General features: G+C 60.4%; 19 protein-coding genes. 3 read left to right on the top strand and 16 right to left on the bottom strand.

The window, feature by feature from the left end:
• Nucleotides 1-140: 140 nt before the first annotated feature.
• Genes yajC through ruvC form a run of 4 tightly spaced genes read right to left on the bottom strand, consistent with a single transcriptional unit; the run spans nucleotide 141 to nucleotide 2,885 of the window.
• Nucleotides 141-473 carry a preprotein translocase subunit YajC gene (gene yajC / locus HMPREF2565_RS00755; RefSeq protein ID WP_046648149.1) on the bottom strand — a complete coding sequence of 111 codons (333 nt, stop codon included), beginning with the start codon at nucleotides 471-473 and terminating at the stop codon, nucleotides 141-143.
• Nucleotides 474-524: 51 nt separating this feature from the next.
• Nucleotides 525-1,610, bottom strand: coding sequence for a Holliday junction branch migration DNA helicase RuvB (ruvB, locus tag HMPREF2565_RS00750; RefSeq protein ID WP_046648150.1), 1,086 nt, complete (start codon nucleotides 1,608-1,610; stop codon nucleotides 525-527).
• 15 nt (nucleotides 1,611-1,625) lie between these two features.
• Entirely contained in the window at nucleotides 1,626-2,234 is a 609-nt protein-coding gene (gene ruvA / locus HMPREF2565_RS00745; RefSeq protein WP_046648151.1) for a Holliday junction branch migration protein RuvA, read from the bottom strand.
• A gap of 39 nt (nucleotides 2,235-2,273) precedes the next feature.
• Entirely contained in the window at nucleotides 2,274-2,885 is a 612-nt protein-coding gene (gene ruvC / locus HMPREF2565_RS00740) for a crossover junction endodeoxyribonuclease RuvC (RefSeq protein ID WP_071406731.1), read from the bottom strand.
• A 156-nt stretch (nucleotides 2,886-3,041) separates the two neighbouring features.
• Here ruvC and HMPREF2565_RS00735 point away from each other — a divergent pair, with 156 nt between their 5' ends.
• The gene (locus tag HMPREF2565_RS00735) at nucleotides 3,042-3,722 is read left to right on the top strand and encodes a nitroreductase family protein (RefSeq protein ID WP_246819096.1); all 681 of its coding nucleotides are present in this window, start codon (nucleotides 3,042-3,044) and stop codon (nucleotides 3,720-3,722) included.
• 5 nt (nucleotides 3,723-3,727) lie between these two features.
• Here the strand turns inward: HMPREF2565_RS00735 and HMPREF2565_RS00730 are convergent, their stop codons facing one another.
• Together HMPREF2565_RS00730 and HMPREF2565_RS00725 are read right to left on the bottom strand one after the other, a co-directional pair.
• Nucleotides 3,728-4,483: a YebC/PmpR family DNA-binding transcriptional regulator gene (locus HMPREF2565_RS00730; RefSeq protein ID WP_070516926.1), complete on the bottom strand. Its 756-nt coding sequence runs from the start codon at nucleotides 4,481-4,483 to the stop codon at nucleotides 3,728-3,730.
• Nucleotides 4,484-4,612: 129 nt separating this feature from the next.
• The gene (locus HMPREF2565_RS00725; RefSeq protein WP_070516924.1) at nucleotides 4,613-5,476 is read right to left on the bottom strand and encodes an acyl-CoA thioesterase; all 864 of its coding nucleotides are present in this window, start codon (nucleotides 5,474-5,476) and stop codon (nucleotides 4,613-4,615) included.
• Nucleotides 5,477-5,594: 118 nt separating this feature from the next.
• Here HMPREF2565_RS00725 and HMPREF2565_RS00720 point away from each other — a divergent pair, with 118 nt between their 5' ends.
• Together HMPREF2565_RS00720 and HMPREF2565_RS00715 are read left to right on the top strand one after the other, a co-directional pair.
• Nucleotides 5,595-6,077 (top strand): DUF3817 domain-containing protein, encoded by a 483-nt coding sequence (locus tag HMPREF2565_RS00720; protein ID WP_046648157.1) that lies wholly within the window; start codon nucleotides 5,595-5,597, stop codon nucleotides 6,075-6,077.
• 130 nt (nucleotides 6,078-6,207) lie between these two features.
• Entirely contained in the window at nucleotides 6,208-7,317 is a 1,110-nt protein-coding gene (locus tag HMPREF2565_RS00715; protein WP_246819095.1) for a DUF2029 domain-containing protein, read from the top strand.
• Here the strand turns inward: HMPREF2565_RS00715 and HMPREF2565_RS00710 are convergent.
• The 10 genes from HMPREF2565_RS00710 to HMPREF2565_RS00665 all read right to left on the bottom strand — a co-directional run bounded on the left by HMPREF2565_RS00710 (nucleotide 7,302) and on the right by HMPREF2565_RS00665 (nucleotide 18,138).
• A complete protein-coding gene (locus HMPREF2565_RS00710; protein WP_070513198.1) occupies nucleotides 7,302-7,760 on the bottom strand; it encodes a LemA family protein in 459 nt (152 codons plus the stop codon). The two genes, HMPREF2565_RS00715 and HMPREF2565_RS00710, sit on opposite strands and share 16 nt — an antisense overlap.
• Nucleotides 7,761-8,861, bottom strand: coding sequence for a glycosyltransferase family 4 protein (locus HMPREF2565_RS00705; protein ID WP_070513194.1), 1,101 nt, complete (start codon nucleotides 8,859-8,861; stop codon nucleotides 7,761-7,763).
• A gap of 16 nt (nucleotides 8,862-8,877) precedes the next feature.
• The gene (locus HMPREF2565_RS00700) at nucleotides 8,878-9,780 is read right to left on the bottom strand and encodes a phosphatidylinositol mannoside acyltransferase (protein ID WP_071406730.1); all 903 of its coding nucleotides are present in this window, start codon (nucleotides 9,778-9,780) and stop codon (nucleotides 8,878-8,880) included.
• 63 nt (nucleotides 9,781-9,843) lie between these two features.
• Nucleotides 9,844-10,470 carry a phosphatidylinositol phosphate synthase gene (pgsA, locus tag HMPREF2565_RS00695; protein WP_046648162.1) on the bottom strand — a complete coding sequence of 209 codons (627 nt, stop codon included), beginning with the start codon at nucleotides 10,468-10,470 and terminating at the stop codon, nucleotides 9,844-9,846.
• Nucleotides 10,463-11,041: an ATP adenylyltransferase gene (locus HMPREF2565_RS00690; protein ID WP_070547076.1), complete on the bottom strand. Its 579-nt coding sequence runs from the start codon at nucleotides 11,039-11,041 to the stop codon at nucleotides 10,463-10,465. The genes pgsA and HMPREF2565_RS00690 overlap by 8 nt, the downstream gene beginning before the upstream one ends.
• A 45-nt stretch (nucleotides 11,042-11,086) precedes the next feature.
• Nucleotides 11,087-13,150 carry a threonine--tRNA ligase gene (gene thrS / locus HMPREF2565_RS00685; RefSeq protein ID WP_070547078.1) on the bottom strand — a complete coding sequence of 688 codons (2,064 nt, stop codon included), beginning with the start codon at nucleotides 13,148-13,150 and terminating at the stop codon, nucleotides 11,087-11,089.
• A 93-nt stretch (nucleotides 13,151-13,243) separates the two neighbouring features.
• Complete coding sequence (locus tag HMPREF2565_RS00680) at nucleotides 13,244-14,527, bottom strand: Dyp-type peroxidase (protein WP_070547080.1); 1,284 nt, start codon at nucleotides 14,525-14,527, stop codon at nucleotides 13,244-13,246.
• A 66-nt stretch (nucleotides 14,528-14,593) separates the two neighbouring features.
• Nucleotides 14,594-15,280: a copper chaperone PCu(A)C gene (locus HMPREF2565_RS00675; RefSeq protein WP_070547082.1), complete on the bottom strand. Its 687-nt coding sequence runs from the start codon at nucleotides 15,278-15,280 to the stop codon at nucleotides 14,594-14,596.
• A gap of 77 nt (nucleotides 15,281-15,357) precedes the next feature.
• Nucleotides 15,358-15,960: a copper resistance CopC family protein gene (locus HMPREF2565_RS00670; protein ID WP_046648167.1), complete on the bottom strand. Its 603-nt coding sequence runs from the start codon at nucleotides 15,958-15,960 to the stop codon at nucleotides 15,358-15,360.
• Nucleotides 15,961-16,155: 195 nt separating this feature from the next.
• Complete coding sequence (locus tag HMPREF2565_RS00665) at nucleotides 16,156-18,138, bottom strand: vWA domain-containing protein (protein ID WP_246819094.1); 1,983 nt, start codon at nucleotides 18,136-18,138, stop codon at nucleotides 16,156-16,158.
• Nucleotides 18,139-18,318: the final 180 nt, after the last annotated feature.

Raw genomic sequence — 18,318 nt, 5'->3', positions numbered from 1 at the left:
TGGCAGCCACTGCCACGCACGTGCTGAGTGTCGCGGCGCCACCATGACTAAAGCACAGTCCATCATCGTACGTCATGGACCGGCATAATCCTTAACAGGTTTAAGGTGAGGCACCCGCAGTGTGACGAGTGCAACTTGTTTTAGAGCTTCGGAAAGCGTTCGTCCTCACCCTCCTCCGGCTCAGCCGCTGCTTCGTTCTGGGAAGCAATCGGCTCCGCGGAGCGCACGATGGCCATGGTGTCGAAGGTCATCACCGTGCCGTCCTTGACTCGCAAATCAACCTGTTCACCGCGGGCCTCCACCACGGTTCCGTGCAGGCCACCGGCCGTAATCACGTCTAAGCCTGGGCGCAACGAGGACTGGAGCTCCTTCATCTGCGCTTGGCGCTTGCGCTGCGCGCGCATGGACATGAAGCTCGGCAAAATGACGAGGACGGCGAGAACAAGGAGAAGAATAAGTTGGGTTCCGTTCATAAAAGGCCAGTGTGCCAGACCTGCCCGCCTCCCGGCCAATTGCCGGGACGATTAGAAGAGTGTCCCGCCGACAGTTCCTTCGGGCGCCTCAAGGCCCAGGTGCTGCCAGGCCGCTGCCGTGGCAACACGGCCACGCCCGGTGCGGGAGATCATTCCGGCGCGCACGAGGTAGGGTTCGCAGACCTCCTCGACGGTTGACGGTTCCTCGCCCACCGCAATAGCCAACGTATTAACCCCCACGGGTCCACCGCCGTGTCCCTTAATGAGGGCCTCGAGCACCGCGCGGTCAAGACGGTCCAGCCCACGTTCATCAACGTCGAAGACCCGAAGCGCTGCCTGGGCAGCTGCCACATTAATGTGCCCATCTCCGTTGACCTCGGCATAGTCGCGCACACGACGCAACAGCCGGTTAGCAATACGCGGCGTCCCGCGCGATCGGGAGCCGATCTCCACCGCGGCATCCTGGTCGATATCAACCTCCAAGATTCGCGCTGCTCGGGTAATCACTCGGGTGAGGTCCTCGGTATCGTAATACTCCATCTGCGCGGTGAAACCGAAGCGGTCACGCAACGGACCAGTCAGCATGCCCGCGCGCGTCGTCGCTCCCACCAGAGTAAAAGGTGGGATTTCCAGCGGGATGGAGGTCGCCCCAGGGCCTTTGCCCACGATGACATCGATGCGGAAATCCTCCATTGCCATGTAGAGCATTTCTTCCGCGGGACGGGCGATGCGGTGAATTTCGTCGATGAAGAGCACGTCACCTTCCATGAGATTCGACAGCATCGCGGCCAAGTCTCCGGCCCGCTCCAGTGCGGGGCCGGACGTCATGCGCAGGGAACTTCCCAGTTCTTGAGCGATAATCATCGCCATCGTGGTCTTGCCCAGCCCAGGCGGGCCGGAGAGCAACACGTGATCCGGGGTGACACCACGGTTTTTCGCGCCATTGAGCACGAGCGATAGCTGTTCGCGCACCTTGGGCTGGCCGATGAATTCATCGAGGGATTTCGGGCGCAGTGAGCGCTCAATATCGTGCTCGCCTTGTTGCTCTGTGGCGTCCACATCCTGGTTACGCTGCGGAGGCGAGGTTAAATCCATCCCCTCCGGCAGCTTAAACTCAGTGCGTTCTACATCTGACATGTCGTCCACTCTCCCCTATTTTTTGGCCCCGAGTTGGTTGAGGGCTGCTCGCAGCACCACCGGCGTCGCCGCATCGGGCTGCTCAGCCACTACCGATTCCACCACCGGTCGAGCCATCTTGTCTGTAAAGCCCAACCCAATAAGCGCCTCAACGACATCCTCCACCACGGGGCCGGCAGCCGCAGGGGCGGAGGCCGCAGGATCAGCACCGTCCGTGGGTGCAAACGCCTGCACCTTCTCCTTGAGTTCTAGGATCAAGCGTTGCGCCACGCGCTTTCCTACCCCCGGGATTTTCTGCAGCCGTGCAGCCTCCTCCCCCGCAATTGCTTGGGCCAAATCGCCTGCGCTCATCACGGACAACGCGGCTAGAGCCAGTTTGGGCCCCAGCCCAGAGACCGTCTGGAGGACGTGAAACATGTCGCGGTCATCCTGGCTGGTGAACCCGTACAGCGTCATCGAATCTTCTTTCACCACGAGCGTGGTCATGACTCGGGCTTCCTCACCACGCTGGAGCGTGCCCAGTGTGGCTGGGGTGGCCAGCACCTTGTATCCCACGCCGGCGCATTCGAGCACGGCATGATCAAGCTGGATGTCGAGGACAGTTCCGCGCAAAGATGCAATCATTATTTAGGTTCCTTGGTTCGAGTGGATGTACCACATAGCTTAAGAGGTCGTCTTCGCTGCCCGAGAAACGGACGCGGTGCGTGGTGAGGTGCCGCGCACACCGCTCGTTCGTGCCCCAGCCCCCACGCCAGCACTCGGATCACCCCCGCTCATCCATGCCAGGGCCGGCGCACGCCAGCAGTGGCAGACGGCAAGGGCCAAGGCATCCGCAGCGTCCGCTGGCTTAGGCGACTCGCTGAGCCCCAGAATTCGGGTGATCATGGCGGTCATCTGCTTCTTATCAGCGCGCCCGTTGCCCGACACCGCCTTCTTCACCTCCGAAGGGGTGTACATGTGTACTGGGATGTCGCGCTCTGCGGCTGCAAGCACCAAGACCCCGACTGCGTGCGCGGTCTGCATCACGGTTGACACCTGACCGCGTTCGAATACGCGCTCGAGCGCCACGACATCCGGCTTATAGTCATCCATCCATTCCCGGACCGCGACTGACAGCCGCTTAAGGCGCTCTCCCAGATCCTTGTCACTGGGCGTACGGACGACGCCCACGGCGATGGGAATGACCGTGCGCCCACGTCCGGCTTGGACAACAGACAGGCCACAACGCGTCAGACCGGGATCAATCCCCATGACACGCAACCCCTCCAAGTTCACGGCTGCCTCCTCGCCCTTTTTATTCTCACCCTATACAACCACTTGTTTATTTAGAAACAGTGTACACACATGCGTTCTAGTGCAGGCAGTCCCCCGAGCCGAATACACTCCCTCAGATTGTGGGGCATAGAGTGGCGCGCATGTCTCAACATCCTAATGGCTTTTCTGAATTCATTCGTTCCCGCCATTCCGCGCGCGCGTTCCTTCCGGACCCCATCCCCCGCGGCGGTTATAGAACAGGTGCTGATCGACGCCCAATCCGCCCCCTCCAACTCCAATACCCAACCCTGGAATGTGCACCTGGTTGGCGGTACGGCATTGCAGGACTTGAGCGCGGCTCTCATTGCTGAGTTCGATAAGAATGGAATCAACCCGGACTTCACGATTGACTACGGTCAGGGCGTCCACCCGCAGCGCTCGCAGGCGTTAGCAGCCAAGATGTACGGTCTCCTCGGTATTGCGCGCGAGGATAAGGAAGCGCGCACGGAATTTGTCCGTGAGAACCTTCGCTTCTTCGGCGCCCCACACACGGCTTTGCTCTTCATTCCCCCAATGGGCGACCGTATCCGCGCTGCCTTTGATCAAGGTACCTATGCGGAGAATTTCTTGCTCTCGCTTCAAGCGCACGGCTACCGCGGTGTCCCGCAAGGCATGATTTCGCTCCTCGCCCCGACCGTCCGTGAATTCCTCGGAGTGGACGAGGAGCACAAGCTTGTCACCGCCCTGACCTTCGGCATTGCAGACGAGTCCAGCCCTGTGTTCAACACATCCCCGGGCCGTGCCCCGCTGTCAGAGACGGTAACTGCTCATGGCATGGAAGGCCTCAAGCTCGACTAGCCGCGTTAGTCCTCGTCCAGCTGGGCGAGGACCTCTTCGCTCAAGTCCATGTTGGTGTAAACGTTCTGGACATCGTCCGAATCCTCAAGAGCGTCGATGAGGCGGAAGATCTTGCGGGCATCATCTGCCTGCAGCGGCACCTCGACCGAGGCGCGGAAATCGGTATCGGTGTCATCGACCTCGATATCGGCAGCAACGAGCGCCTCGCGCACGGCGGGGATATCACCCGGTGCACAGGTAATCTCAAACTTCTCGCCGTTGTCGTTGACCTCCTCAGCGCCAGCCTCCAGCACAGCGAGCAGGATGTCGTCTTCGCTAAGCTCTCCCTTTTCCACCAACACCAAGCCGGTGCGGGCGAACATGTACGCCACGGAGCCGGACTCTCCGAGGTTGCCGCCGTTCTTGGTCATGGCGGTGCGCACGTCCGTCGCCGCGCGGTTGCGGTTATCCGTCAAGCACTCGATGAGCATGGCAACACCGTTCGGGCCATAGCCCTCGTACATCACGGTTTCCCAATCGGCACCGCCGGCTTCTTCGCCGGAGCCGCGCTTGCGGGCGCGCTCAATGTTGTCGTTAGGAACAGAGGCCTTCTTGGCCTTCCTAATCATGTCATCAAGGGTTGGGTTTGCGGCGGGATCACCGCCACCGGTGCGGGCGGCCACCTCGATATTCTTAATCAGCTTGGCAAATTCCTTGCCACGCTTGGCATCGTTCGCCGCCTTCTTGTGCTTCGTTGTTGCCCATTTAGAGTGGCCTGCCATGTCATCCCTTTCGATGTGGCTATATAAAAAGCTTGTAGAAACTGCTGCAATTATACGGCCTTGTCCTGGATCCACCGGAACAGGGGTCCGCGCGTGCGTCTCGCACGCCGTGGTGCTGACCCCCGGTGGCTAAACGTTTTGCCAATTCCCGTTGGCGCTTGAGCCTTCGGCGTCCGGATGCAGGATGCGCGTCAGGCCCTCCTGCATCGCCACGGCCAGTAGCTCGCCGCGCTGATTGAAGATCTTGCCCTCTGCTAGCCCCGTCCCGGTTTGTGCTGACGGGCTAGACTGCGAATACAACATCCACTCATCCACTCGAACTGGCCGCAAGAACCACAGAGAATGGTCCAGGCTGGCTAGCTGAATCCTCTCGCCCTGGTGCGGAAGCAATGCTGTACGAATCAGCGTCATGTCCGACATATACAGCAGCGCCGCCTGGTGGAGAGACTGGTCGGCAGTGGTAAGAAAGTCACCAGTGTTACGGAACCAAATATTCCTAAACCCGGCACCGGTGGTTTCCGCGGCAATCGCGTCGCGGTCCGCATCCGGGACAAGCCGCACGTCCCAGTCTTCCCACTCTTTCAAGATGATTCGGGTGGAATAGGGCGAGTCCTTAATACTCTCCGGTGGCGGCACCTGCGGCATGTCTGCTTGGTGCTCTGGACCACTGTCCCCTGGCGCTTGGAAACCAGCGCTGAGCATGAAGATCAAGCGTTCGTTTTGAAAGACCCGTACGTGTCGGTGCGCAAAAGAGCGGCCATCCCTAATCCGCTCGACCCGAATGGTGGTGGGAGCGCCAGAATCGCCCGGCCCCACGAAGTAGCAGTGCATGGAGTGGGCAAACTTGTCGTCAACGGTGAGCTGCGCCGCGCGGAGCGCCTGCGCCATGGTTTGCCCGCCAAAGGTGCGCGTAATAAGCGATGGAACCACAGGGCCGCGGAACTCGTCGTCGCCGATTCGCTCGAGGTCGACCGCCTGGGCCACCGTTGCCATGTCTTGCTCCCTTCCTTGTGCGTTGTGGCGTTCGCCGCGATATGGCGCCCGCCACACTAACCCCGACTATCCTACTCACGTGCTGATCCACCCCCGGAGGTTGCGTACTATATTCCGCATGACTTCAACCACGCCGCACAGCGTGCACCGCGTAGCCGCTTACCTGGAAATGGTCACGTGGGGATTGCTGATCCTCTCGATGATCCTCAAGTACTCGGGCACCACCGCAGCACTCACCCCACTTGCGGGAGGTATCCACGGCTTCGGCTTCCTGTGCTTTTTGCTCATGACGGCCCTGGTGTGGATCAACAACCGGTGGCCATTGGGTATCGGGATCCTGGGCCTGGTTGTCACCGTGATTCCTTTCGCAGCCTTGCCTTTTGCGCTGTGGGTGTCGCGGCGCGGGCTCGTTGCTGGTCCGTGGCGGTTTAGCGATGACGCGGAGCCGCAGAATTTCTTCGACAAGCTCTTAGCCCAGGCAGTGCGCCACCCCGTCCGCACCGCGCTCATCGCGCTGCTCGTCGTTGCCGTAGTGTTTAGCATCCTTCTCTTTTTGGGCCCACCCGTCGACGTCGAATCCGCCATTGAAAATAATCGCTAAAGTCCCGACTATCTGGGCTGGGTGGGTGCTGGCACGCCTTTTCCTTATCTACCTACTCGTCAACGAAACGGGTCCGCTCGGGGATGTCCGGTACTACCTCGCGGGCGTATACGGGGATAACCCCCGTGACATGACGGAATATCCCCAGGTGGGCACCTGGCCCAGCGTCCTCCTTGCGTGGATTACCGGCGACGACTTCGAGGCCTATGCCATCGGCTTTACGGCAATGGTGCTGCTTGCCGACGGCGCATTCCTCGCCCTTCTCCTACGTCATCACCGTTCCAACCCCGGGGCATATAGCGCCGGATGGTTTTGGGTGTTCTTTGGCACGGCGGCAGGCCACGTCTTCGCGTGGCGGCTCGATCTCTATCCTGCCTTGCTGGTTGCCGGCGCGGGCGCGCTTCTGGCTACCCGCCCGCGGCTCGCCTCAGCTTTGTTGGCGTGGGCCACCGCCGCGAAGCTGTGGCCGGGGGTCCTCGCTGCCGGGCTTGTCGGGAGAGCAAACTCCCGCGATACCTGGCAGCGGCTGGCCGCGTTCTTTGGAAGTCTCGTTGCCCTGTGCCTCGGTGTAGCAGCGATGACCAGCGTGGATAGGGTTCTATCCCCGTTGACGTATCAAGGTGAGCGCGGCCTCCAGATTGAGTCTCTAGCCGCTACGTGGTTCGTGTACCAGGCGCATCGCCATCCTAATGTGTGGACGATGGGATACGCGGCCTCGAAGAGCTATGAGATCTCCGGTCCCGGCGTCGACACGGCACTCGCTATCAGCACCATCGCGACGGGCGCGGCCCTCGTGTGGTTCGTGGGCGTAGCACTCGTGCACTTTCTACGGGGGTTCTGGAGCCCACATTCCACCGTGGTCTTTTTCATCGCGGCGATTCTGCTTCTCATCGCAACGAATAAGGTCTTCTCCCCGCAGTACATCGTGTGGCTCGGGCCGATACTAGCGGTGGCGCTTCGCTCCCCCGTCCCCAAGTCACCCGCCGGGCAACGGCAGAGGGCCGCCGATATCAAAGGGGTACGCACCATCATGGCCGTCCTCGCCGTGGGAACAGCGGCTTTGGGAACCGTCATCTACCCCTATGGCTATGACTACATCTGGTTCTATGTCGGTGAGGACCCCAACCCGGTGTATGCCCTCGTACTGCGCAACCAGCTCATCCTCGTCATGGCTGTTCTGGCTCTCTACTGGCACCGCCTCGAGTATCGCGCAGCGCGAGCAGCTCACATGTCGATCTGACTTAGTTCGAAAAACTCAGGCAGCTTCGCTGTTCCCCCCAAGCGCAGCAGCTTGACAGCGGGGCGCAACCGCAACGCACGAGTATCGCTGACTGCTTCGTTGTAGAAGCGGTGAGCTAGGTGAATGCGCCCTTCGGCGTCGGCAAGCAAGGCCGGGCGTGATTCAAAGCGCTGCTGGATGGCTGCGGACAACTCCCGCTCCCGGGTGGCACGCTCATCGAAATTCCCCTGTGCTAACTCGGTAGACTCCGCCCGCGCCGCAATGCCCTCGAGCTCCGGCGCCAGCGCGCTCACGACCGTCGCACGGCGGTCGAGCGTGGACTCCAACTGCGCTAACGCTGCATCGGTGCGGATGTGGAGGGAGTTGAGCCGCTGTGCTGTGTACAGGGCCCACATTCCGAGCACAATCGCCAGAGCAAGGATGATGACAACTTCGATCGGCATTTAAGACACACGCACCTTTGTTCCGTCCGCTACCGTTTCATAGACGCGCATTACGGCTGCGGCCACATGGTCCCAATCGTAGTCGCGAGCCCTCTCCATTCCCGCTGCGGTCAAGGCGTGCCGCTTGCCGGAATCGCTCACCACATCGTGCAGCACGCGGGCTAGATCCGTGGCATCACCGTTACGGAACAAAGCACCGGCGGGTGTGTCCGAATCGACGTTGCACACCGCGGCGAAGGCCTCCAAATCTGAAGCCACGACCGCGCAGCCGGCGGCCATCGCCTCGACGAGGACGATGCCGAAACTTTCGCCTCCAGTATTGGGCGCCACATAGATATCGGCACGCCCGAGGATGGCTGCTTTCTCGGCATCGCTGACCCGGCCCACGAATTCAACCCCTGGGGCGCTTCGCGGATGCCCTCCTCCCATGACCGTCACGCGGACGGGCTCTGGGAGAAGCGTCAGGGCCTCGAGAAGAATGTCCAACCCCTTGCGCGGTTCATCGAGGCGTCCCAAAAACACAATTTCAATCTCCGAATCGCGTCGCTCACGCTCAGCTCGCTCCCGCTCGAGGGCATACACGGAGGTATCCACGCCATTGGGGATAAGCACGGGGTCACCGCCAAGCTGCTCCACCTGCCAGCGCCGCGCCATCTCCGAGACCGCGATCCCGCCCCGGACCTTTTCCAGATATGGGCGCAGGAAAGGCTTGGCCAGAGTCAGCGCGAGAGAACTGGAGGCGGATGCATGGTACGTCGCCACGATCGACCCGCGCGCCAGTGCCAAGGCTGCCATGGAATAGCTTGGGGAGTTCGGTTCGTGAATGTGGAGGATATCGAAGTTGCCCTCGCGGATGAAGCGCTTGATGTTGCGGCGCACGTGCGGGCCGATGGACAGGCGGGCCACAGATCCGTTATAGGTGATCGGCACCGCCCAGCCTCCCTTCCGCACAAAGCTGGGGACCTGCGTGCTTGCCGACGCCGGCCCCAGCACCTCCACATAATGACCCTGTTCAATAAAAACAGTAGCCAAGTCAAGGATGTGGGCCTGAACGCCGCCAGGCTCGTCGAAGGAATAGGGGCAGATAATACCGATCCGCATGATGTGTTCTGCCTTTCTATTTCTTCGCGCGCGCCGCCCGCCGACGTTCTACGTCGGCGTTCCAATGCGGCTGCAGCATGTGCCAATCCTCTGGATGCGCTCGGATGTTTTCTGCGAAGCCTTCTGCGAGCCGCTGGCAGGTCTCGTGAAGAGTGGTAACTTCCACCTCGGGGCTGACGGACAAGCCCCATTCCTTACCATCGAACCACGAGTGCACCACGTGAAGGGCCGCTCCCGTCTCGATGGCGAGTTGGGCGGGGCCTGCGGCAACGTTGGCTTCTTCGCCCATGAAGTCTACCGGCACACCAGTGCGTGTGAGGTCACGCTCGGACAATAAACACACCACGCCACCACGCTCCAGGGTGTCTTTCAAACGCGGAAAAGGCGAGGAACTTCCGCCGGTCAGCGGCAAGACGGTAAAGCCAAGGCTCTCGCGGTAGTCCACAAAAGCGTCGAAAAGCGCCTCGGGTTTTAGGCGCTCGGCCACGGTGGTGAATCCGCCATAGTGACCCACGCAGAAAACACCCGCCATGTCCCAATTGCCGGAGTGCGGAAGGGCGAAGATCACCCCGCGGCCCGATGCCACTGAGGCGTCCGCGTGCTCCTTGCCGCGCAGCCCTGCCAATAGACGTTTCTGCAACTCGGGGTCCGAGTGGATGGCAGGCAGGCGAAAGGCCTCGAGCCAGTAACGCATGTAGGAACGCATCGAGTCACGCACCAGCTCGCGCGTCACGTTTTCGGCGCCCACCACGCGGCTGAGGTTTCGGCGCAGCTGCTCCATGCCCTTTCCATTGTCGCTGGCCACATCCGCGCCGCGCTCAAACAACCAGGCTGCCAGCGGTTGCGGAAGAAAACGTACAACTTTCCAACACGCGATGTACGCGGCGGCCGTCAGGCGTTCACGATCCACTAGAGCCACGGTTGAGAAGCCTTTCTGTGCGGGCCGGGGTCGGGTGCCGGCTGAGCGGAGCGATTACTTAGGCTAAAGATCCTTCTTGAAACGCGCTTTAGTGTCCTGGCGCGCCGCTTGGCGCATGCGCTGGTAAATGGTGAAGACAGAACCGACAGCTAGGAGCCAGAGCGAGACTTCTAGGGCATAAGGAACCCCCAGTCCCTCCAGACCCACGCCGCCGAGGCCCAGAATCAGGCGCTCGGGGCGCTCGACGAGTCCGCCGACCATCTTAAAGCCGGAGGCCTCACCGCGCGCCTTGACATAGGAAATGACCTGGGAGCTCACGAGCACCACCATGCAGGCGGCGAAGTTAAGCGGGTGAGCATTGTCGACGTACACCATCCAAAAGGCAATCGCTGCGAACAATGCGCCGTCGGTAATGCGGTCACAGGAGGCGTCGAGAGTAGCTCCGAAGTTGGAACCGCCCGTAGTCAGGCGTGCCATGGTGCCGTCGAGCATGTCGAAGGCTGCGAAAAGCCCCGAGAGTAGCGCTGCGGCGAAAAGGTGGTCGAGCGGGATGAGGATGACCGAGATAGCAATGGTGACAATCGTCCCCACGATGGTGACGATATTGGGAGTCAGGCCCATCTTGAGGAAGAGCTTGGCCACCGGTACCACAACCACGGCGGCGGGCTTGCGCCCATGAACACTAAGCATGCGCTTCTCCTGAGATAATTCCCTCGGCGGCGAGCTCCGCCCACCCCTGCGCCAGCAGGGAGCGGGTGTCCTTGAGGAGCTGCGGCAGCACTTTGACGCCGTCCACGATAGTCATGAAATTAGAGTCCCCGCTCCAGCGCGGAACAATGTGCATGTGCAGGTGCTGCCCCACCGATCCACCGGAGGCGCGCCCCAGATTGAATCCAGCGTTGACGGCATCGGGGCCGGAGACCTTCTTGAGAACCCGGATAGCTGCTTGGGCAAACTGGAAGAGCTCACGGGATTCCTCCTCGGTAAGGTTTTCCAGCTCAGATTCTTGACGGTACGGAATGACCATCATGTGCCCAGCGTTATAGGGATAGAGGTTGAGCACACAGTAGACAAGCTCGCCGCGGGCCACGATGAGCCCGTCCTCGTCCGACATCTGCGGAATCTCCACGAACGGATTGTGGGCTTTCTTCGGCACGTCGCCGGCGCCGCCCTCACGCTTGATGTAGCTCATGCGGTACGGCGCCCACAGGCGCTCTAAGCGGTCGGGCGTTCCCAGGCCGGTATCGACGTACTCTCCCACTCTGTATGTTCTCCCTTTCTAGCCTCTGCCTAGATGCATATGCATCTAGACGCGCTCGGCGATGCTGTCCTTGGTCGGTTGTTCGTTATTGCGCTCACGAACCCACGCCTCGATGACGTTGATTGCCGCCTCGACCGGCACACCGTTGACCTGGGTGCCGTCGAGGAAGCGGAAGGAGACCGCACCCGCTTCGACGTCACGCTCACCGGCCAGAAGCATGAATGGCACCTTGCCGGTGGTGTGGTTACGGATCTTCTTCTGCATGCGGTCATCGGAGGTATCCACGTCAGCGCGCAGGCCGCGTGCACGCAGCTGTGCACAAACTTCCTCAAGGTGCGGGGCAAAGGTATCAGCGACTGGAATGCCCACCACCTGGTGCGGAGCCAGCCACGCCGGGAATGCACCCGCGTAGTGCTCTAGGAGCACGCCAAAGAAACGCTCGATGGAGCCGAAGAGCGCACGGTGAATCATGATCGGGCGCTGCTTGGAGCCATCCGACGCCGTGTACTCGAGCTCGAAGCGCTCAGGCAGGTTGAAGTCCAGCTGCACGGTGGACATCTGCCAGGTACGGCCGATGGCATCGCGAGCCTGAACGGAAATCTTCGGGCCGTAGAAGGCCGCGCCTGCCGGGTCCGGGACCAGCTCAAGGCCGGACTTCTCCGCCACCGACTGCAGGATCTTCGTCGAGCGCTCCCAGATCTCATCCGAGCCAACGTACTTGTTCGGGTCCTTGGTGGACAGCTCAAGGTAGAAGTCATCCAGGCCGTAGTCCTTGAGCAAGGAAATGATGAACTCCAGAACCTTGGTCAACTCTTCTTCGAGCTGCTCCGGGGTGCAGTAAATATGCGAGTCATCCTGGGTAAAGCCGCGAGCGCGGGTCAGGCCGTGGATAACGCCAGATTTCTCGTATCGGTAGACCGTTCCGAACTCAAAGAGGCGCAGCGGCAACTCGCGGTAGGAACGGCCGCGGGAGGCGAAGATGAGGTTGTGCATTGGGCAGTTCATCGGCTTGGCGTAGTAGTCCTGCGGCTGCTTGGTGCAGTTGCCATCCTCGTCCCACTCACCGTCGAGCTGCATCGGCGGGAACATGCCATCCGCGTAGAAATCCAGGTGACCGGACTTCTTGAACAGGTCTCCCTTGGTCAGGTGCGGGGTGGACACGAAGGAGTAGCCGTCCGCGATGTGGCGACGGCGGGAGTGCTCCTCCATCTCCATGCGCACGGTAGCGCCATTGGGGTGGAATACCGGGAAACCGGAACCAATCTCATCCGGGAAGGAGAATAGGTCCAGCTCAGCACCCAGGCGGCGGTGGTCACGCTTTTCGGCCTCTTCCACCATGGTCTTGTAGGACTCCAAGGCCTCCTTGGATTCGAAGGCGGTGCCATAAATGCGCTGCAAACCAGCCTTGGACTGGTCACCGCGCCAGTAGGCAGCAGAGGAACGCGTCAGGGTGAATGCCGGGATGTACTTGGTGGTCGGCACGTGCGGGCCGCGGCAGAGATCAAACCACTCCACCTCGCCGGTGCGCGGGTTGACGTTGTCATAGTGGGTCAGATCTCCGGCACCCACCTCGGCGGCCTCATCGGAATCTGGGTCCACGTTGCCCTTGTCCTGGACCAGCTCCAGTTTGAAGGGCTCGTTGGCCAATGCCGCCTCAGCCTCCTCGGTGGTGGCATAGACGTGGCGCTCGAAGCGCTGGCCGCCCTTGATGATCTTCTTCATACGCTTCTCAATGGCCTTGAGGTCCTCTGGGGTGAAGGGCTCAGCGGTCTGGAAGTCGAAGTAGAAGCCATTCTCGATGGCCGGGCCAATGCCCAGCTTGGTGCCGGGGAATTCCGCCTGTACTGCCTGGGCCATGACGTGTCCGCAGGAGTGGCGGATAACGGCGCGGCCATCTTCCTCGCAGGCAGCAACCGGGGTGAACTCGGCGTCCGTGTCCGGGGTGTGGGAAAGGTCGTAGAGGGTGCCGTCGGCGCCGCGGACGACGACAACTGCTTCGGGGCCCTTGTTGGGCAGCTCATGCTCGCGCATCGCTGCTCCCACGGCAGTCCCGGCCGGGACCGTGATCGGGTCGTAGTTCACCGGGACTGCTGGAATCATTTCCGCCATGACTTGGTGCGCTCCTTTGCGCTCACGCGCCGCTCGACATACCTGGCCGAGCAGCACTCAACGAGAAAGTTACAGCGGCTTAGTCTACCCCTCTTAACTGCGTATGAGCGATTCGCCCCAGAAGGTTTCGCCTTCAGTTCCGGCCGGCATGTAGTAGACGGCCGAACCAATGTGGGTGATCCACTCGTTGAGCCGATCAGCTTCGTCAAGGCGCGCCTGAATAGGCTCAAACTGTGTCGTCGGGTCCTTCTGGTAGCAAATAAAGATCAACCCGGCGTTGCTGAGCTCACCGCGCTGGGTGGTCTCCGGAGTCGGCGGCAGGTTGTAGTTATACGGGCGACGCAACAGTTTTTGCTCTGGATGCTCCGCCGGCGGATGCGCTCTGGCGACATGAGAGTTCTCATCAATGGCTTTGAGCCCAAACTCATTGCGGGCGTCCAAATCCACCGGGTCGAACTCGTCCTTAGCACCTATAGGAGCTCCGGTATCGAGAGTGCGCCCAGTCGAGTTCTCACGTGCTGCGCGATCAAGCTGCTCCCATGTGTCCAGGTTCATGTGGATGCGGCGTACCACCATGGCGCTGCCGCCGGCGAAGGGGCCGTCTTCGATCCACACCTGCTCGTTGAAGTCTTCCTCGCTTCGGGGATTAACCGTTCCGTCCTTTTGCCCGAAGAGGTTGCGGGGAGTAACACCCTTCGGTGCAGATCCATAGGCATGGCTGAATCCCTGCTGGATCCACGCAACGTCGGCGTAATCTTTGCCCGCACGGGTCATATGCCGCAACACGAAGGCGGCAGTGAAAGGATCATCGCTACAGATCTGCAGGACGATATCTGTCTGGCCCCATTCCGGGCGGAGGTCATCATGGTCAAAAGCCTGGATATCGCGCAGCCAGCTGGGCTTGGCGACGTCCACCGTGTCGAAGAATCCCTCTCCCCAACCGCACGTGACGGTGAGGTTTGCTGGGGTGGTAGACAATTCGGGTTCGAGGCTGCCCAACGGGTTCTCACCGGTGCAGAGGCGACGGGCGTCCTCCGTCCACAGGCGCATCAACGCGGCCGCGCCGCGAGCGGTGGTGTCCTTCTTGAGGTTAAAGCCCACCAGCTCCACGTGCGCCTGGACCGGAGTTTGGATGCCTGCTTGGTGCTTGCCGTCGAAGGCGACGATATCGCCACCCATGGTCTCCTCGCGGTTTTCCGGGCCTGTGCTGCCGGCGTCCCCAGCCTGCGCTGCGCGAGAGGCATCCGCGGAGGCATCAGCAGATGCCTGTCCAGGTTCATCCCCTTTCGCACAGCTTGCAAGCGCTACCGCGCTTGCCGCCACAGCGCTTCCGGCGAGCAGTCCACGCCGACTGACAGGTTCCTCGAACCCGCTCATTTTTGATTTCTCCCTATCTCGTGAGAACCGATTTCTTGCCTACCTTGGCCCGGAACACGCTGGTTTCTAGTGCGCGTGCTCTTCCTTCTTCATGTCAGACGCGTCTGCGGATTCCGAGTGGTCCATGTGCTCACCATGGTCCATGGATCCGTGGTCCATATCGCCGTGGTTCATGTGGCCCATGTCGCCGTAGTCTTCATCGCCGGCACCAATGGTGCGCACGGGGATGTCACCGAGCTCGATCGTGGAACCGTCGGCAAGCTCCAGCGTAAGGGTTGCGGTCTCACCGGCCATGACGGGCTCGGTCACGCCCATCAGCATGAAGTGGAAACCTCCCGGCGCGAGCTCGAGGGATTCGCCAGCGGGGATGTCGAAGCCTTCTTCCTTCTCCTTCATCACGCCGTCTACGACCTCGTGGATCTCATAGTGCTTAGCCTTCACCGAAGAGCTGAAGCCAACTACGTTGATGTCCTTGTCCGTGTTGTTGTGGAGCGTGCCGAAGATAGCGGTCATATCGGAGTCCTTCTCCATGGCGCGCACGACAGCATCCTCGAAAGTTACGCCAGACTCAGCGGAGGAAGAAGCCGACGTGCTGGTTTCCGCACCCTTCTCTGCGCTGCTGTCAGCGCTGGCCGCGGTGCTCGTCGCGGTAGCTGTCGAGTCCTCCTCGCTCGGCGAGCAACCAGCCAAGGTGAGGCTGACAGCCGCGATAGCAACTACGGAGGTACGGAAGAAAGAACGGGATTTCAGCATGGAACATGCCTTTCTGGAGTAATTACCTGAAGGGGATGAGGTGGATTGGCTCGCGCGTCATCGAGGCCCTGTGTGGCCTAGCCTGCGCCATCGGAGCGACGTGTTTTCGCCCCGAAGGCGAAGACTGCCGCACCGACGACGAGAACTGCCCCGATACCAATGATCCATTTAGCAGCTGCGGGCAGGGAGCTCAGGGGGTCCTGGGAGTCCTCTGCACCGCCGTCTTCCGCGGCAGCATCCGCGTCACTTTGGCCAGAGGCTCCAGACGACCCATTGCCTGCCTCCCCTCCGGCAGCACCGGAAGCTACGCTGAACGGCACCGAGCCGAGTGTGGAGTGACCATCGGAGGAGGTAATGCGAAAACCTACTTGGTATTCGCCGTCACCAGGTTCGATGTCCTGGGGAACCTCAATGGTGAGGTTTCGTCCGTCAATGGTGGGTGTGGCATCAAAGAGCACGTCGCCGGAGGTTGTGTCGCTCACGGCGAAAGTGTTGAAGTCATCCCGAGGAATGCCAGAGAACTCCAGCGTGATTTCACGGGGGAATTCTTCCAGCGGTGCGTCACCCACCACGTTGCCGCCAATGACTGAGTCATGTGCCGCGGCTAGTGGCGCGGACAGCCCAATCACGAGGCTCACGGCCCCAGCGGCGACTACTGTGGTGACCTGACGCAACTGCATTTCTTGGATGACTCCTTGATGGCGTGATGAAACTTTTGATTGAAGGTTCCCTCATCCTATCGCTGGGAGGGATCTCCTAGCCAATCCTTAACCCCACGTGGAGTGCGTGGGGTTATCAAGTAGTCGTTGCACGCGACAGAAAAGTTCCCTATGCCTACGCAAGCGTGGATTCTGCCGCAGTTCCCGCAGGTAGCACTAGTGTCTACGCCCGCGAAGAAGGATGACCACCAAGATGATGACGGCAAGCGCAATGATGCCCAAGGCTGCGGCCAAGAGAAATCCTAGGGTGCCAAGACCCAAGCCTTTATCCTCGTCGGCGCTTGCTGCTTGGTCCACATTTCCTTCGTCACCATCACTCTTCGGTGCCTCAGTCTTGTCCTTGACAGGCTCATAGATGGGCCCTTGGATTGGATCCCCCAACACCTTGGTGGTGAGGGCATATTTCGCCGTGTCTCGCTTGCCATCGAATACCTCATCTTCCTTTTCGGTATCCGTGCCCGCATCTAGGGTGACCAAGATGTAATAGTCACCCTCCAACCAGTTAGCTTGGGCTCCTTGCCCGTTTGCCTGACTTTGACCGAAACGGTTGGCGAAGGCCGTCGGTATAACTGAGTGTGCTGCAACTTCTTGGCCCTCGTTCAACGCCGACATATAATCGTTGTCACCAGCTCGCTCGCGCGCGGGGTTAAGAATCTCCAAATTCAGGGACGAGTACTTCAAGGCATTCTCATCAGACATCTCGCCTACTTTCAAGGCAGCAGCAAGCTGCTGTCCTTCCTTCATGGGAACCTTGAAGACTTGCGCCTCGCCCCGCACAATGTCGGTCTCGATGGTGTCTCCGCTTTCCAGCTCAATGGCATCGCTGAACCAGCTAGCCGCGCGAACCTTTTCAGCGCCTTCAAAATTGGCATGAAGCTCACCCTCTACCTCGCTGTCCAGCCCGCTCACCAGCTCATCCATGTTGGACACAGGGTCAATGCGGTGGAGGAGGATTTCTACGTCTAGGGGTTCCTCAGCCTTATGGGTCATCGCTCGCTTCGCGGTCAAGACAAGTTCGTCACTTGGACACTTTTCGGAGCCCATTTCTCGGGTAAAGGCACTCGCGCTGGGCAAAGCGTCTGTGCGAATGGAGGTATGGAACTCGTCCTGATCAGCAGTGCACTCAATGGAGCCTTGTTCACCTCCATGATTACCGGTCGGTGGCTCGGAACCGTCACCGAAGAAAACCGACATTCCGAGACTTCGCGGCTTAACCACCGCGCCGTCCAAAGTCTTGTACATCGTCGCTACATAGCGCTCCCCAGGCTTGACGGGAATAGACCATGACTCAGCGTGAAAATCCTTGTGAGTATCCTCGCCGCCGTTAGTCGGCGGCTCCAGTTGCGCACGGAAGATGAAGTCCTCTCCGGATTCCCAGCGAGGAAGCTGCGTTGGTTGGCTAATATCTTCGCTGCCTTCAATCTGCTCGACATCGGATTTGTAAATGTCTGCGGCGCGCCCTGCTGCCTTCTTAATCATCGCTGCCAGTGAATCTGCGTCCCCGGCGTCGAGATACTCGCCGCCTGCGGCACCTGCGATACAGGAAAGCTCCTTGCGGGCTTCTTCGTCAACATTGAAGCCAATCGTGTTGATGACAAGATCAACCCCCTGCTCGTGAAGCTCTTTGGCTACTTCACATACTGGCGGCGGCGCACAGGTATCAATGCCGTCCGATACCAAGACGATCGTCCCGTGCTGACCGCCCAGCTCTTCGGCGGCCTTCTTCAGGGAATCACCAATCGGGGTATAGCCCTTAGCTTGAAGGTCATCGATTGGCCCAGTGAAAGAATCCCCCACGTCCTCCTTAGGCCCACTCACCACGTGGATATCACGGCATCCGGCTTCCTGATTCTCAGGGGCTTCGTCGACCGTGCCACCATACGTGACGAGTCCCAACGGGATGGTGCCGCCGAGTTCGGAGACGAAGTTCTTCGTTGCGTCCTTCGCGGCATCAAGGCGGGTCTGCCCGCCAGCATCCTGGACATTCATAGAGCCCGAAGAGTCGAGCACAAGCATCGTCGCACCGCTCTGTGCCTCTGCTGAATCTCCACTCGGTGCAGACTCGGAGTCAGCCGCGGACGCCGAACTAGGCTCTTCACTGCGCGTGACGCCCGTGGGATTCTGTGCAAACGCTGGCACGGCTATCGCACTGAGAAGTGCGAGAAGCGCAACGGCGAAAACGGCGAAAAAGGTGCGTACTGCGCTCTGCCTGGAAGTCAAAAACGGGGCGAATGCTCTCATGATGTCCATTTCTTTGAGATGACAAGTCTGTGAGAAACATCATAAATGGGCTTAAGGGACATTTCGTGTGGATAAACC

It is taken from the genome of Corynebacterium sp. HMSC072A04, assembly GCF_001809235.1.
Classification (GTDB): domain Bacteria; phylum Actinomycetota; class Actinomycetes; order Mycobacteriales; family Mycobacteriaceae; genus Corynebacterium; species Corynebacterium hiratae.
The sequence above is the reverse complement of the archived record's forward strand: the minus strand, read 5'-3'. Positions and strand labels throughout refer to the sequence as shown.